The 13,851-nt window shown below is 68.2% G+C and carries 16 protein-coding genes; 9 read left to right on the plus strand and 7 right to left on the minus strand.

Features of this window, described 5'->3' with window-relative positions:
- The first annotated feature begins 205 nt into the window (after positions 1-205).
- Together ACJ8AT_RS14225 and ACJ8AT_RS14230 are read left to right on the plus strand one after the other, a co-directional pair.
- On the plus strand, positions 206-646 hold the full coding sequence (locus ACJ8AT_RS14225) for a Spy/CpxP family protein refolding chaperone (protein WP_407738258.1): 441 nt from the start codon (positions 206-208) through the stop codon (positions 644-646).
- A 110-nt stretch (positions 647-756) separates the two neighbouring features.
- Positions 757-1,557 carry a M14 family zinc carboxypeptidase gene (locus ACJ8AT_RS14230; RefSeq protein ID WP_407738259.1) on the plus strand — a complete coding sequence of 267 codons (801 nt, stop codon included), beginning with the start codon at positions 757-759 and terminating at the stop codon, positions 1,555-1,557.
- A 25-nt stretch (positions 1,558-1,582) separates the two neighbouring features.
- Here the strand turns inward: ACJ8AT_RS14230 and ACJ8AT_RS14235 are convergent, their stop codons facing one another.
- Complete coding sequence (locus ACJ8AT_RS14235) at positions 1,583-1,888, minus strand: hypothetical protein (RefSeq protein ID WP_407738260.1); 306 nt, start codon at positions 1,886-1,888, stop codon at positions 1,583-1,585.
- A 277-nt stretch (positions 1,889-2,165) separates the two neighbouring features.
- On the minus strand, positions 2,166-3,548 hold the full coding sequence (locus tag ACJ8AT_RS14240; protein ID WP_407738261.1) for a hypothetical protein: 1,383 nt from the start codon (positions 3,546-3,548) through the stop codon (positions 2,166-2,168).
- A 218-nt stretch (positions 3,549-3,766) separates the two neighbouring features.
- Here ACJ8AT_RS14240 and ACJ8AT_RS14245 point away from each other — a divergent pair, with 218 nt between their 5' ends.
- Positions 3,767-4,648, plus strand: coding sequence for an aldo/keto reductase (locus tag ACJ8AT_RS14245; RefSeq protein ID WP_407738262.1), 882 nt, complete (start codon positions 3,767-3,769; stop codon positions 4,646-4,648).
- 40 nt (positions 4,649-4,688) lie between these two features.
- Here the strand turns inward: ACJ8AT_RS14245 and ACJ8AT_RS14250 are convergent, their stop codons facing one another.
- Entirely contained in the window at positions 4,689-5,894 is a 1,206-nt protein-coding gene (locus tag ACJ8AT_RS14250; RefSeq protein ID WP_407738263.1) for a substrate-binding domain-containing protein, read from the minus strand.
- 214 nt (positions 5,895-6,108) lie between these two features.
- On the opposite strand from ACJ8AT_RS14250, the gene ACJ8AT_RS14255 reads away from it, so the two are divergent.
- Positions 6,109-6,894: a hypothetical protein gene (locus tag ACJ8AT_RS14255; protein ID WP_407738264.1), complete on the plus strand. Its 786-nt coding sequence runs from the start codon at positions 6,109-6,111 to the stop codon at positions 6,892-6,894.
- A gap of 60 nt (positions 6,895-6,954) precedes the next feature.
- Here ACJ8AT_RS14255 and ACJ8AT_RS14260 read toward each other — a convergent pair whose 3' ends face one another.
- From ACJ8AT_RS14260 to ACJ8AT_RS14275, 4 genes are read right to left on the minus strand one after another with little or no spacing between them, the layout of a single operon-like run.
- Positions 6,955-7,671 (minus strand): hypothetical protein, encoded by a 717-nt coding sequence (locus ACJ8AT_RS14260; RefSeq protein ID WP_407738265.1) that lies wholly within the window; start codon positions 7,669-7,671, stop codon positions 6,955-6,957.
- Positions 7,668-8,078 (minus strand): hypothetical protein, encoded by a 411-nt coding sequence (locus ACJ8AT_RS14265; protein ID WP_407738266.1) that lies wholly within the window; start codon positions 8,076-8,078, stop codon positions 7,668-7,670. The genes ACJ8AT_RS14260 and ACJ8AT_RS14265 overlap by 4 nt, the downstream gene beginning before the upstream one ends.
- 22 nt (positions 8,079-8,100) lie before the next feature.
- Positions 8,101-8,979 carry a WGR domain-containing protein gene (locus ACJ8AT_RS14270; protein WP_407738267.1) on the minus strand — a complete coding sequence of 293 codons (879 nt, stop codon included), beginning with the start codon at positions 8,977-8,979 and terminating at the stop codon, positions 8,101-8,103.
- 54 nt (positions 8,980-9,033) lie between these two features.
- Positions 9,034-10,008 (minus strand): NAD-dependent epimerase/dehydratase family protein, encoded by a 975-nt coding sequence (locus ACJ8AT_RS14275; protein WP_407738268.1) that lies wholly within the window; start codon positions 10,006-10,008, stop codon positions 9,034-9,036.
- Positions 10,009-10,233: 225 nt separating this feature from the next.
- Between ACJ8AT_RS14275 and ACJ8AT_RS14280 the strand changes: the two genes are divergently transcribed.
- The 5 genes from ACJ8AT_RS14280 to ACJ8AT_RS14300 all read left to right on the plus strand — a co-directional run bounded on the left by ACJ8AT_RS14280 (position 10,234) and on the right by ACJ8AT_RS14300 (position 13,835).
- On the plus strand, positions 10,234-10,710 hold the full coding sequence (locus tag ACJ8AT_RS14280) for an N-acetyltransferase family protein (RefSeq protein WP_407738269.1): 477 nt from the start codon (positions 10,234-10,236) through the stop codon (positions 10,708-10,710).
- A gap of 17 nt (positions 10,711-10,727) precedes the next feature.
- The gene (locus ACJ8AT_RS14285) at positions 10,728-11,225 is read left to right on the plus strand and encodes an endonuclease V (RefSeq protein WP_407738270.1); all 498 of its coding nucleotides are present in this window, start codon (positions 10,728-10,730) and stop codon (positions 11,223-11,225) included.
- A gap of 137 nt (positions 11,226-11,362) precedes the next feature.
- On the plus strand, positions 11,363-11,935 hold the full coding sequence (locus ACJ8AT_RS14290; RefSeq protein ID WP_407738271.1) for a hypothetical protein: 573 nt from the start codon (positions 11,363-11,365) through the stop codon (positions 11,933-11,935).
- A 29-nt stretch (positions 11,936-11,964) separates the two neighbouring features.
- On the plus strand, positions 11,965-12,879 hold the full coding sequence (locus ACJ8AT_RS14295; RefSeq protein ID WP_407738272.1) for a hypothetical protein: 915 nt from the start codon (positions 11,965-11,967) through the stop codon (positions 12,877-12,879).
- Positions 12,876-13,835, plus strand: a complete 960-nt coding sequence (locus ACJ8AT_RS14300; protein WP_407738273.1) for a zinc ribbon domain-containing protein — start codon at positions 12,876-12,878, stop codon at positions 13,833-13,835. The genes ACJ8AT_RS14295 and ACJ8AT_RS14300 overlap by 4 nt, the downstream gene beginning before the upstream one ends.
- The last annotated feature ends 16 nt before the right edge of the window (positions 13,836-13,851 follow it).

The following is a 13,851-nucleotide window of genomic DNA, read 5'->3' on the forward strand; positions in this document are numbered from 1 at the left end:
GGTAGGTAACACCCATGCCCCCGCTTCCCCACCCTCGCTCGGCCGCTCCCGGGTGCTCGGCTGCGGGGCAGGCGCGGGCTCTGCGCTTCATACTTCTTCACGCGGGAGAAAAACCCCCTCAACGCGCCCCGGGCATCTTCTGCACCGTCGCCACGAAGGCGAAGCCCACTTTGCGGGCCCCAGGGCCCTACCGGGAGAACACGCCATGAAGAAGATCGCCATTGCCGCCTCCGCCGTCCTCGCCGTCGTCCTGCTCAGCGGCTTCCGAGGAGGCGGCTGGGGTGGGCACCGGGACCCCGAGCGCATCAAGCAGTTCATCACCTGGAAGGTGGACGACAAGCTGGAGGACCTCAACGCCACGGACGCGCAGAAGCAGACGGTGCACGCGGTGAAGGACCGGCTCTTCGAGCAGGGCAAGCAGCTGGCCGAGGAGCACCAGGCCACGCGCCAGGAGGTCCTCACCCAGCTCGAGTCGGACACCCCGGACGCGCAGAGGCTGCACTCGCTGGTGGACGCCCGCATCGACGCGGTGCGCGCCTTCGCCCACCAGGTGGTGGACGCCGCACTGGAGGTGCACCGCGCCCTCACTCCGGAGCAGCGCAAGCAGCTGGCCACCGAGTACCGCGAGAAGATGGACGTCCACTGAGTGTCGTCCGCCAACGGCTCGCCTCCTTCGGGGAAGGGCGAGCCGTGCCGCACTGAACGGCGCGGGGGAGAGAAGGTGGCCGCGAGAGGCTCCGGCACTATGTTCAGTGCGTGGAATACACGGATTACGCTCGCCGCCTGCTGTCGCATGCCCCCCTCGCGGATGTGGCCGAGTACGGCCGGGTGACGGAGGCGGGGAAGGAATACCCGCTCTTCCGGCTCACGGTGCCTGGCTCGCGCTGGCTGGTCATCACCTCGGGGTTCCATGGAGAGGAGCCCGCGGGCCCGCTGACGCTGGCGGAGAGCTTCGCGGAGATCGTCGCCTACGCGCGAGCCCGGGACGTGGGGCTGCGCGTCTATCCGTGCATCAACCCCTCGGGCTTCGAGGTGGGCACGCGCTACAACCGCAGCGGGGAGAAGCCGAACAATGACTTCCTCCGCTACGAGGTGGCGCCGGGCCAGTGGAAGGGCGAGCTGGCGCGGGGCGAGTCCTTCCTGCGCTGGGTCCTCTACGACGGCGGGCCCAAGGAGACGCGGGCGGTGCGAGCGGACATCGATCGCTTCGCGCCTCCGGCCGCGGCGCTGGACATCCACCAGGACAACTACCTGGGGATGGCCGCCACGTACGCGTACACGTTTGGGGACTCGGCGGCGTACCGGCCGCTGATGGAGGCGGCCGCCGCGCACGTGACGGTCATCCGCCAGCAGAAGGTGGACGAGTACAACCACACGGACGCGGATGGGCTCATCGTGTCCCATGATGGGAGCGTCACGGACTACTTCACGCGCAAGGGAGTGCCCTACACCGCCGCGCTGGAGACGACCACACGGACTCCGCTAGCCTCCTGCCACGCAGTGAACCTGATCTGGATCCGCGGCTTCATCGACTTGGCCGCGCGTGGAGGAACGTGATGGAGCGCCGCCTGTGCGCTCGTCCTCATACGGGCCAGTCGACTTCGACCTGATCCAGCGGCGTGAACTCGACATTGCGGACCTTCGCCCGCTCGAACGCTGTCTTCACCTCTTCCACCACGAACTTCCACCCGACGAACTCCGCCGGCATGAAGAGGTCGGAGCCATCCCACGAAGCTGGATCAAAGAGCAGCCCCTTGCGCACCGGGAAGACGCCAGCCGGGTAGATCCGAGGCACCTCGACGCTTCGAGTGTAGTCGATGTTTCCGCACCGGCCCGTGAAGGCCAGCCCGCTGTAGCCCGGAATCACCTGGCCCTGCTTGTCTCGCACGGAGACATCGTAGAGAGACCAGCCAGTGAACCCGTGCGACCGCATGAGTTGCACGACAGAATCCGCGATGATGACCGGCGTTCCCATCGTCGTACGAATCACTTCCACTGGCTTGGCGCGCCCCATTACCCAGTCGACTGTGACTGGGTGGGACGGCCGCATTTCAGCGCGCGTCACGCCAAAAACTTCGTCGGTATTCAGGTTGATGTCGCCTCTGAACGCCCTGCTGCTCCCCGGCTCCTCGAGGAGGAAGATCCTGTCGAAACCGGGGAAGTCCCTAGTAGTTGACTTGGAACCCATACTCGCCCGCCAGGTCTCTTCCATACTGAAGCGCCTGCTCAAAAGTAGGTTTGCCGTCGAAGAACTTCACCCATTTCCTGGTGTATGCGGCTGCGTTCTTGAGGTGACTGGACTGATCCCACCATGCGCCGAACCTTGGATCGTGGATGTTGATCCCCAGTTCCTGAAATCTCTTTGCGAGTTGCTGAGGGAACACGTGATGAGCGTGCGCCTCCTTGGGCATGCGGCCCGTCAGGCGCGCAAGGTTCTCCCGGAAGTTGCCCTCCGTGAAGGACTTGAAACCGCCGCGCGCCTCCTTCTCGGCACCGGTGTCCTGCCCACCCTCACCCGAAGATTTTCCCGGCGCCATGAGGACATAGATGGCACCGACGCCTGTTCCCAGCGCGACGGCCGTGGTGCCCACCGGCACCACCACATTCTCGACGGCCAGTGTTCCCTCAGCGGAGAGTGACAGCACCGACAGTCTCGCTCCCGCCGTACCGACTCTCGCCGCCGTACCGGCCGCGCTGCCGTAGAGCATGAGCAGGTGCGTGGACAACCGGGCCGCCTCGCGGATTTGCTCCTGCAACGGAAGCGCGGAGTAGCGCGCGAAGTAGTCAGGCGAGGACGCAATGAGGGCCGCCACGGCGGACGGCAGTTGCTGCAGCCCCTGAATGCTTCTCACGGGAGAGGTGAAGAACTGCGCCAGCGCCAGCCCCAGCTCGCCCAGCGCATCCTGCGCCCCATCGAGCGCCGCGTTGAGCGCATCGTGCTCCAGGCCCAGCTCTCCCAGCAGGGGCCCCGACGTGCGCAGAGAGTCGTCCACGGGATAGAAGACACCGCCCTTGTCCCGATAGAAGGCCCCTACCTCGAAGGTGCCCGCCATGAGCCGGCCCTCTCGCAGCTCGACGCGGCCCATGCGCTGGAGGGGCTTTCCCGTGAGGGCGCCAACCAGGTAGCCATCCGGCCGCATCACCACCAGGAGGTGAAAGGGACGGATGCGCTGGAGCAGCTCGGCATAAGGCACGTCCTCATCCCGAGTGAGCACCTCGCGCAACAGGAAGAAGAGGGTGCGGCGTGGGCCGAAGCTTTGGAGGGTTGTCGGCGTACGCGTCAGCGCCTTCCACAGCTCTCTTGCGTCATCGGTTTCCAGCGCCTCTCCCGCCTCGTGCCAGGAGGACTCCTCCAGGGCCACCGATTGCTGCAGGACTTGGAAATCATCCCGCTTCCCCAAGAAGCCCGAGCCACCCTCACCCTGAGCGAATTCGGGAGGGAGCGCTTCATCTCGGAACGTGGAGTGTCGCCCTGCTGCACCGCTGGTGGCGCAGCCGGTCATCCACGTCAGCGCGAGCAGCGCGAGCAGCGCGAACCAGGAGCGCATTGCCTCCTGAGGTGGAATCCTTCCGAATGGATCGTGCCGTGCCCGAATGCCGAACCCTCCTGGGTTCCGACACTACCACCAGCAGGTATCCGTCCGGGGGAAGCGGAGGAAGATCGCCGCTCTGGAGACACCCCGAGGACTCCGCTAGGGTCCCGCCACGCAGTGAACCTGATCTGGATCCGCGGCTTCATCGATCTGGCCGCGCGTGGAGGAACGTGATGGAGCGCCGCCCCCTGGGAAGCACTGGCCTGCAGGTCTCCGCGCTGGGGTTTGGAGCCGGGCCGATCGGGGATGCGGCGCTGTCCGAGGATGAAGCCGCGAAGCTGCTGCATGGGGCACTGGACGCGGGGATCAACCTGCTCGACACGGCGCCCAGCTATGGGCTGTCCGAGGAGCGGATCGGCCGGCACCTGCAGGGGCGGCGCGGGGAGTTCGTGCTGTCGACGAAGTGCGGCTACGGCGTGCCAGGGGTGGAGGACTGGACGGGGCCGTGCATCACCCAGGGCATCGAGCTGGCGCTGCGGCGGATGCGCACGGAGGTGATCGACGTGATGCACTTCCACTCGTGCTCCATAGGCGTGCTGGAGCGGCCGGGCGTGGTGGATGCGCTCACCCGAGCCGTGGAGCAGGGCAAGATCCGAGTGGCCGCGTACTCCGGGGACAACCACGCGCTGGAGCATGCGCTGAACATGGGCCGGTTCAGGTCGATACAGGTATCCGTGAACCTGTTCGACCAGCGTGCCATCGACTGGGGCGTGGCGCGGGCACGGGAGCGCGGAGTGGGAGTCATCGCCAAGCGCCCGCTGGGGAATGCGCCGTGGAGGTTCTCGGAGCGCCCGGGGGCCCAGGACGTGGCGCTCTACTGGGACCGGATGCGCCAGATGGCGTTGGATCCGCACGGCCTGGAAGGGAGCGAGTTCGCGCTGCGCTTCGCTGCCTTCGTTCCTGGCGTGGCGAGCTGCATCGTGGGCACCACGCGATTGGAGAACCTCCTGAGCAACGTGCGCGCCCTGGAGCACGGTCCCCTGGCACCGGAACTCGTCACACAAGTTCGAGACGCATTCCGGCGCAATGACCACGGATGGGATGGGCAGATCTGAGCCTGCTCACCCTGGAGCCATGCCTTCAGGATGAGAGGCTTCAGCGGTTGGCGGCCACCACGCGCGACCACATGGTCAGCAGGTTGCGAACCACCGGACCCTCCGGAATCTCCGCCACTGGCGGCACGTCCACCTGGATCCCGTGCTCCGCCAGCCGCGTGAACGGGTTGGACGCATCCCCCGTCTTGATGGGCACCGCCGGATCCGCCGGCCGGAAGCCAAACCCCAGCGCCCGCTCCTGCACTGGACGGCTCCGCAGGTACGCCAGCCACTGCCGCGCCGCGTCCCGCTGGTTCGGCGTCACCCACGAGGCCTGCAACACCGCCGCCGGGTGATCGCTCCAGAGCGTCAACGGCGGGTAGTACACCTTCAGGTTCCCCCACCGCCCCTGCGCGTTCGCGATCTGCGAGATCGCCAGGTTCTCGTACACCACCGCGATGTCGTACTTCGATGGCCCGAACCGGACCATGTCCGTCATGAACGTGCCCGTGGATGTCTCGAACTTCGTCACGCCCTTCTCCAGCTGCTTGATCCACTCCTGGTACTTCGGATCCAGCAGATCCCCCACCGTCAGGCCCGAGCGCTTGTTGTAGTACTCGAACGTCGCCAGCAGCATCGCCTGCAACCCCGAGTTCGAGCGCGTCGGATCCGTGTGCCCCAGCTTCACGAAGCCCCAGTCCGCCTTGCCTCCAATCGCCGGCCAGCCCTGATCACTCGCCACCGCCTTGTGGATCGTCTTCCAGGACACCCCCTTGCCCTCGCCCGCCTTCAACAGCACGTTCGCCCGGTCCTCCCACACCACGAACACCAGCGGCGTGATCACCAACGGCTGCGGCGCATCCTCCCCGTCCTTCGCGAACAGCGGCCCGCGCGACGGCTCCGTCGCCCAGTCCGACTCCAGCATCTTCAGCACCGCCGAGTCCGCCGGGCTCCACACCGTCGGCTTCTCCCGGCCATCCAGGATCCCCTGCGCCGAGTCCAGCGAGCCCCGGCCCACCAGGTTCACCTTGATGGAGGGGTGCTCCTGCTGGAAGCTGGCCGCCGCGGACTCCACCCACTCCTTCTTCTCCGTGCTGTAGAGGAAGGTGATCTCCGTCACCTCCGTGGGCGCGGCCGGCTTGCTCGGTCCGCCGCTGCCCTGCCCGCTGCTCCCCGTGTCTCCGGAGCCGTTGCCGCGCTGGGACAGGTAGAACACCCCGCCTACCGCCGCGAGGAAGCCGATGATGCTCAGGACCCTGGGACTCATGTGGTGACTCGTACCTCAAGGGAGGACGACCAACGCGAGCAACCCGACGACATGGGACTTGCGCATCGCTATATTCCTCCTCCTGCGGCCTCCGGGTAACGACTGTGCAACGCCCCTTCCCCGTGCCTCAAGAGGTTGACCCCATAACTCACCTGCTTCTTGCATCCCTGTCACAGCACTGTCACGAAGCAGTCCCCTTGGAGATCCAATCACCATGAGAGCACTCCGAATCCTGCTGTTGGGCCTGTGCGCCGCCCTGGCCGCCTGTGCGGCGAAGAAGCCACCTCCTCCCCAGCGCTTCACCCTGGGTGACAGCCACGTGGAGTACCGCGACTACAGCCTGGTGAAGGGCTCGCTGTGCGCCGCGGATCCGCGCAAGCTCGCGCCCGAGCTGCAGAAGATCAACGAGCTGCTGGAGCAGTTCATCGCCAGGGCGGACGAGGCGGCCAAGCCGGACGCGAACGCCGAGCAGGTGCAGGCGCTGCGCGAGGGCTCCAAGTCCCTGGGCCCCGTGGTGCAGGTGCACGGCAAGAACCTGGCGGGGCTGAGCGCGTGCGGCTTCAAGAAGCAGGCGCCCTTCCCGGAGCTCATCAAGAAGGGCGGCGAGGTGGTGACGCAGGCCAAGGCGAAGCTGGCCGAGGCCCCCACCGTCCTGGCCGACGCGGATCAGCGGCTGGCCGAGAAGAAGTGGCGCGAGGAGTCCACCACGCGCGAGGCGGCCGCCAAGCAGACGTTCTGCACGGCGAAGACGCAGGTGGGCAGCGGGGACCTGTACTTCGCGCGCCAGGAGCCCCACGGCAAGACGCAGTGGATGTTCTGCGACGGCATCATCGTGGAGCAGGCCTCGGGCGGCGAGCCCACGGTCATCATCCCCGAGTCCATCAGCAAGAAGGATCGCAAGCGCATCCAGGACAAGCGCTACCTGGAGGCGGCCAAGGGCCTCCCCGCCGAGGAGATCGACAAGCCCGGCGCGGAGAAGAAGCCCGAGTCCAAGGAGTAGCCCGGGCCCGGGCCTCCTCGTCTGCACGGGGAGGCCCAGGGCGCGGAGGACGGCTGGCACCTACTGCATATAGGTGACCACGACGTGGTTGCCGGTGACCATCAGCCGGCGCGGCGCCGAGCCGCTGCCCGCGATGGTCATGTCGAAGTTCAGCGGCGAGCGCAGGGCCCGCTTGTTCATCTCATCCTTCAGCGTGTCCTCGGCGCTGGGGTCGCGCTTGGAGACGAGCCGGGCCGAGGTGGCCTGCGCCTTGGCGTGCAGGATGTTGCCCTCCAGCGTGAGCTGCACCTCCAGGTCGGCCAACACTCCATTGGCGATGGCGTTCTGGAAGTCCTGCACCTGCTTCTTGGCGAACGACGGCACGCTGCCGGTGTAGCGCACGTTCACGCCTCGCAGGAACGCCTGGCACAGCACCCGGTTGCGGGAGATGAACCGGAAGCCCGAGAGCTTCTCGAGGACGATCTCCCCCTCCAGCTTGCTGTTGAACTCCCGCCCGGGCATCCGGTACGGCAACGTCTGGCTGGCGAGCTGCTCCAGCATCGCGGGCGTGAAATACATGGAGAACGCCGGCCCGCTCTGCCCGGGAGAGGCGAGCTCCGCCTGGTACGCGGAGGAGGCCTGGACGGTCTGATCCGCCGCCTGGATGGCCATGTTGAGGTTCCGCTGCTCCTCCTCCAGCCGCTGCACGCGCAAGCGCGGGTCCGCGGAGCAACCTCCCAGCAGCGCGGACACTCCCAGCGCCGCGAGCGCAAGCCTCGAGCTCGAACGGATGCTCACGGCGACGTCACCCGGCAGTTGCCCTGCACTACACGCCAGTTGCCCGCGGCGCGGGGCGGAGAGAAGGTGGCCGTCATCTTGTAGCTCTGGTGGGCCAGGCCCAGCTTGCCGTGGACCTCACCCGAGCGAGGCAGTCCCTTCGGCGGGGCCTTGGCGGGCATCACCCCGGCGCACCCAAGGTTCTGCAGCCCGGCCGCGTTCTCCGCCCGCGTGGCCGAGGCGAAGGCCTGCTCCACCTGCGCATTCTTCTGGCTGAGCTCCGCCTGGAGCGCGCGGTTGTGCTCCTCCAGCTCGTCCGCGCGAGCATCGGGCGAGCTGCCTCCTCGTGTCGCCGCACTTCCCGATGAGCAACCCGAGGCCAGCAGCAGCAGCGCCACGGGCAGACACCACTTCGAGGGTCCGTTCATGCCCGCGAAGCTAGCATGTGAGTCATGCCCCCATCCGCGCGACACGCTGCGCGAGGTGCGCATCTCCTCCCGTCTCGATGGCGCGCAGGTGGGTCTGCAGCGCCCCGCCCGAGCCCTGCAGGTGCGCCTCCAGGTGCGGCTTGAGTGCATTCCAGCGCCGCTGCCACCCCACCTCGGAGCCGCCTCGCAAGTCGGTGCGCTCGGAGAGCAGCAGCCCCACGCGCAGCGCGAGCTCTGGGTTGGACAGCGCCTCCGCCTCGCGGACCACCGCCGCGGGGCCTCCTGCCGCCGGAGCCCCGGCCGGAGCACGCTTCCACTGCTGCGTGGTCCGGACAAACGCCGCCACATCCAGCTCGGCCAGCAGCGCCATCGCGAGCCGGAGCGGGAGCCGCCCCTTGCCCGCGGGAGCCACCACGCGCCCCATGAGTGACTCGAACGCGGGCCCCAGCGTGGCGTGGGTGGCCGGATCGATTCCGCCCAGAGCACGCAGCGCTCGCCGGGCGCGCCGCACGAGGTGGTTCACCTGCCAGCTCCGCTTGCCCAGCCGGGCCTCCAGCGCCGAGAGCGCCTGGGCCGCCGCCGCCACCTGCTCCGCCGTCGGCTTGGCCGGACGCAGCCTCGGGGGCAGCTCGGGCTTGGGAGGAGGCTCCTTCTCCTTGCGCGGGGCGGCGGGCTCGGGAGCCGCCTCGCCACCCTCGGTCACCTCGCGGTAGCCCTCGCGCAGCTTCTCCGCGACCTTCTTGTCGTACTCGCGGCGCGCGCTCTCCTCATCCGGGAAGCCCTTCTCCTTGCGCTGCCCCGCGGTCCCAATCCGCCCGTAGGTCACGATGAAGGTGCTGCCCTGCAGCTCCGGGTTCCAGAACTTGGAGCTGGTGCCCTCGACGAACTCGAACCTGCGCATGCCATGGACCTCCGGCGTGGGAGCCCCCAGGCTACTACGGACGGCGGCCCGGGCTCAGGGCTTCGCCTGCTCCATCTCACGCAGCCCCGCCTCCCGTGTCATTCGCCCCTGGTAGCCCAGCTCCCGGCGAGCCTTCGCGTCGCTCACGGTGACCTCCTGGCCCACGAGGAGTACCTCCGCTCGGGTCACCGGCGGGCTGCCCGGAAGCGAGAGGAAGTTCCAGAGCACCTCGGACACCGAGGCCAGGCCCATCGCCAGCCCGAAGGGGATGGTCCCCCTGCCCGGCGTCACGCCCTGGGTCTTCAGCATCGCGGTGATGAAGTCGCGGAAGTCGGCCGGCTCGCCATCCGTGAGGAAGTACGCCTGGCCGCCGACGCCCTTCTCCGCCGCGAGCAGGAGCCCTTCCACGCAGTTGGCGACATGGCAGGTGGACGTCTTGTAGTGGCCGCCGTTGAACCAGCGGAACTTCCCCGACTTCACCGCCTGGATGATGTTGGGGAGCAGAGCGTTGTCGCCCTTGCCCCAGACGAAGCGGGGGCGCATGGCGATGGTGGTGAACTCGGGCGAGTTGACCGAGAGGACGAGCCGCTCCGCGGCGTTCTTCGTCGCGGGGTAATTGCCGATGGGCTTCTCCGGAAGAGGCCGCGTCTCGTCCACGTTGACCAGCGGCGAGCCGTCCACGAGCACCGCCTCGGTGCTGACATGGATCAGGCGTTTAACCCCCGCCCCCCGCGCCGCCTCCAGCACGTTCTCCGTGCCGCGCACGTTGGCCTCGAAGAAGGCCTCGCGGGGGCCCCAGCTCTTCACGTACGCCGCCGAGTGGAAGACGATCTCGCAGCCCTCCATGCCGCGCTTGAGCACCTCCACGTCCGAGAGATCTCCCGGGACCGGCTCGGCGCCCGCCAGACGCACCTCGTTCTGGGCGGCCTCGGAGCGCCCCAGGGCTCGCACCGTGTGTCCCTGCTCACGCAGGGCCGCGATGAGATGCTTGCCCACGAATCCAGAACCACCCGTGACGAATGCGCGCATGCTCTTGCTCCTGGCAGAGTGCCCACGCCTACTACCGTTCACGCGCCTCCGCCAGCATGCGGCGGGGCTCGCGCGTCAGAACATGTCTGGGGTGGGCCGAACTCCGGTCTGCCCGTCTCCATGTCGGCCTCCCGCTCGCGCCAGGCACGGGCGCCCAGGGGCAAGATACGCGGAGCCCGAATCCCGAGCACGCGCTACCGGCACGCAGGCGCTACCATCGCTCGCATGATCCGCCCCGCTACGTCCGCAGACGTCCCCGCCATCATCCACCTCATCCGAGCGCTGTCCGATTACGAGAAGCTCTCGCACCAGGTCGTCGTCGACGAGGCGCGGCTGCGCGAGCACCTGTTCGGCGCCCGGCCCTACGCCGAGGTGCTGCTCGCCGAGGAGCCGGGGCGAGTGGTGGGCTACGCGCTCTACTTCCACACCTACTCGACGTTCCTGGGCAGCCCGAGCCTGTACCTGGAGGACCTCTTCGTCCTGCCCGAGCACCGCGGGCGGGGACACGGCAAGGCGCTGCTTGCGCGGCTGGCTCGGATCGCCGTCGAGCGCGACTGCGGGCGCTTCGAGTGGATGGTGCTCGACTGGAACACGCCGGCCATCCAGTTCTACGAGTCCCTGGGGGCACTGGTGGCTCCCGAGTGGCAGTTGTGCCGGATGACAGGTGACGCGCTGCTGCGGTTCGCCGCGACCGCCACTTGAGTCCTGGAGGAAGCCTGATGATCGCCAGCGTCGATGTGGACTACCGGCCAGACGCCACCGTGGCGGCGTGCGTCGTCTTCCGGGACTGGGGCGACGAGGCCGAGGCGGCGCACTTCATCGACCGGGGGCCTCCGGCCGAGCCCTATGTCCCTGGCGAGTTCTACCGCCGGGAACTGCCCGGCCTGCTGCGCGTGCTGGCGCAGGTGCCCGACCCGCTAACGACGGTGATCATCGACGGCTACGTGTGGCTCGCGGGAGAGGATCGGCCTGGGCTGGGCGCCCACCTGTACGAAGCGCTCGAGCGGCGAGTGCCCGTCATCGGCGTGGCCAAGACGGCCTTCCACGCCAGCCGGCTCGCGGTGCCGGTGCTGCGTGGGCAGAGCCAGCGCCCCCTGCTCGTGACTGCCGTGGGAGTGGACGTCCAGGCCGCGGCGGCCTGCATCCAGCGCATGCACGGGCCGTCGCGGCTGCCCACCTTGCTCAAGCGCGTGGACCGGCTGTGCCGCGAATCCTGAGGCACCAGCCCCCTATGTTCGCCTGCTCGATGACACGTGGGGTGCGGCTCGGGGAGGCACCCTCGCGCCACCCCCAGCGAATTTCTTAAGATGATGACAGGTGGGGTGCCTGACCACCGGGGAGACGTCTCGCAACCATGACCCTGAATGAGTTCTTCGACGCGGCCTACCAGTGGGGCGAGCTGCACGCGCAGCTCATCCTCCTGCTGGCCGTGGGCATCCCCGTCGTAGGCACGCTGGCGGCCTTCATCGGCAGGGGAGGCAAGACGGACGAGGACGGACGCTTCATCGCGAGCGCGGTGATGGGGTTCTCCATGTTCGTGGTGGTGCTGGAGATCATGGCCCTCTTCGTGGGGGTCTTCGTCCGGGACGCCAGCCTCCTCGACGCCAACGCGGCGCTGGTGTTCGCGCCCATCATCTGCCTCATCGGCTCCGTGCTGGGCCTGCGCCTGGTGTTCCCCCTGGCCGAGATCGGCGTCATCCGCACACTGCTGGACATGGCCGGGTTCTTCGTCTCCTGCCTCTTCGTCATGTGGTTCATGGCGAAGTTCCATGGCTGGAGCATCATGATCTTCGGCTCGCTCTTCACCTTCATCCTGCTCGCGGTGATGGGGTTCTTCTTCATGCGCTGGCAGTACCGCAAGGCGTTTGGGCTGAACCGGCGCACACCCCACCCAGCCCGTGTCCGCTCTCATTACGACTCCGAGTAGCTCGCGCTTAATTTAAGGAGCCCCCTGGGGTGAACCTCTCCTGCCAGTCCTGTGGGGCCCAGCTCGTGGTGGCGGACACGCTGCGCACCGCGACGTGCCCGTACTGCGCGGCGCCCTCCGTGGTGGAGCGCCCGCCGACTCCCGACCGGCCACCGCCTACCTTCGCGCTCGGCTTCGTGCAGACGCCGCAGAAGGCCCGGGAGCTGGCGCGGGAGAACCTGCTCCGCCGCAGCTTCTGGGCGCCCTCCAGCGTCCGCAACGCCTCGGTCGAGGAGCTGCGGGGCATCTACGTGCCGGCCTGGCTCTACAGCGCGCTGGCCGAGTCCGACTTCAGCGCCACCATCGGCGAGGACTACACGGAGACGGAGACGTACACGACGACGGAGAACGGGAAGACGGTCACCAAGACGCGGCAGGTGACTCGGACCGAGTGGCGCCCGCTGCGAGGCCGCCACGCGGAGTACATCCCAGATGTGCTCGTCACCGCCTCCTCGGGCCTGCCCAATGACGAGCTGGAGCACATCGAGCCGTTCGATCTCCGAGCCCTGCGGCGCTACGACGACGCGCTCGTGGCCGGGTGGATCAGCGAGGAGCCCTCGCTGCCCCCGCAGCAGTGCCAGGAGCAGGCCCGTGCGGAGGTGGTGGAGCACCTGCGCCAGCGGCTCGCGTCCTTCATGCCGGGGGACTCGCATCGGGACTTGCAGTACTCGACCCGGTTCCATCAGGAGTCCCTGGTGGTGTGCCTGCTGCCCGTCTGGGTGCTGGCCCTGCGGCATGATCCGAAGTCGCCGCCGCTGCGCTTCCTGGTGAACGGGCAGACGGGGAAGGTGCACGGCCGGGTGCCGGTGTCCTGGGTGAAGGTGCTGATCGCCGTGGTGCTGGGCCTGCTGGTGCTGGGCGGCTTGTACCTCCTGCTGTCATCGCACGGGAAGGGGCTGCGATGACCTCCGTCGAGGCGCAGTGCCAACGCTGCCACAGCCGGTTGGAGGCCGAGGACCTCCGCTGCCCCGTCTGCGCGCTGCCCACGCCGAGGGTCGCCCGCACCGTGGATCGCGAGCGCGCCCGCCTGATCCGCTGCAGCCACTGTGGGGCGGCCATGGCGTACTCGGTGGAGGCGCAGGCACCCAAGTGCGCCTACTGCGCGTCGGAGATGCGCCTGGAGACGCAGGAGGATCCGATCGATCAGGCGGACCGGTTCGTCCCCTTCGAGGTGGGGCCTGATCAGGCGCACGAGGCGCTGGCGGCGTTCCTGGGCACGGGAGGCTTCTTCCGGCCCAAGGATCTGGCGAGCCGCTCGGCGCTGGACTCGATGCGGCCCCTGTGGTGGCCTGGCTGGAACCTCAACGCGACGGTCCAGGCCACCTGGACGGCCGATACCAATGTGGGGGCGCATCGGAGCAACTGGGCGCCGCACTCGGGAGAGACTCAGCTCGTCCTCGACAGCATCCTCGTCTCCGCGTCGAGAGGCCTGACGCTCAAGGAGACAGAGAAGCTCTCTTCGCATTACGAGCTCTCCAAGGCAAAGCCCGAGCCCGACGGCCCTCCCAAGGCGCAGGTGGAGCTCTTCGACGTGACGCGCTCGGGGGCGCGGCGGCAGATCCTCGCCGCGGTGGAGAACATGGCCCGCGAGCACATCGCGAAGGCGGATCTCCCGGGCAGCCGCCATCGCAACCTGCGCGTGGCGGTGGTGCTCTCGGGGCTGGACACCTCGCACTACGCGCTGCCGGCCTACGTGCTCGCGTACCGCTTCAAGAAGAAGCTGTACCGCGTGGTGGTGCACGGGCAGGACGCGCGCTGCGTCCTCGGTGAGAAGCCCCTCTCCTGGGCGAAGGTGGCGGTGACCGTGCTCCTGGTCCTGGCGGTCCTCGTGCTCGTGGCGCTGGTGCTCAGGAACTCTTGAGCAGGCACGCTCAGGG

The sequence above is a fragment of the Hyalangium sp. genome (assembly GCF_045802625.1).
GTDB lineage: Bacteria > Myxococcota > Myxococcia > Myxococcales > Myxococcaceae > Hyalangium.

Coding starts and splice junctions, on each gene's coding strand:
- ACJ8AT_RS14225 (WP_407738258.1), top strand. CDS start 206: ATGAAGAAGATCGCCATTGCCGCCTCCGCCGTCCTCGCCGTCGTCCTG.
- ACJ8AT_RS14240 (WP_407738261.1), bottom strand. CDS start 3,548: ATGCGCTCCTGGTTCGCGCTGCTCGCGCTGCTCGCGCTGACGTGGATG.
- ACJ8AT_RS14245 (WP_407738262.1), top strand. CDS start 3,767: ATGGAGCGCCGCCCCCTGGGAAGCACTGGCCTGCAGGTCTCCGCGCTG.
- ACJ8AT_RS14250 (WP_407738263.1), bottom strand. CDS start 5,894: ATGAGTCCCAGGGTCCTGAGCATCATCGGCTTCCTCGCGGCGGTAGGC.
- ACJ8AT_RS14255 (WP_407738264.1), top strand. CDS start 6,109: ATGAGAGCACTCCGAATCCTGCTGTTGGGCCTGTGCGCCGCCCTGGCC.
- ACJ8AT_RS14265 (WP_407738266.1), bottom strand. CDS start 8,078: ATGAACGGACCCTCGAAGTGGTGTCTGCCCGTGGCGCTGCTGCTGCTG.
- ACJ8AT_RS14270 (WP_407738267.1), bottom strand. CDS start 8,979: ATGCGCAGGTTCGAGTTCGTCGAGGGCACCAGCTCCAAGTTCTGGAAC.
- ACJ8AT_RS14275 (WP_407738268.1), bottom strand. CDS start 10,008: ATGCGCGCATTCGTCACGGGTGGTTCTGGATTCGTGGGCAAGCATCTC.
- ACJ8AT_RS14280 (WP_407738269.1), top strand. CDS start 10,234: ATGATCCGCCCCGCTACGTCCGCAGACGTCCCCGCCATCATCCACCTC.
- ACJ8AT_RS14285 (WP_407738270.1), top strand. CDS start 10,728: ATGATCGCCAGCGTCGATGTGGACTACCGGCCAGACGCCACCGTGGCG.
- ACJ8AT_RS14290 (WP_407738271.1), top strand. CDS start 11,363: ATGACCCTGAATGAGTTCTTCGACGCGGCCTACCAGTGGGGCGAGCTG.
- ACJ8AT_RS14300 (WP_407738273.1), top strand. CDS start 12,876: ATGACCTCCGTCGAGGCGCAGTGCCAACGCTGCCACAGCCGGTTGGAG.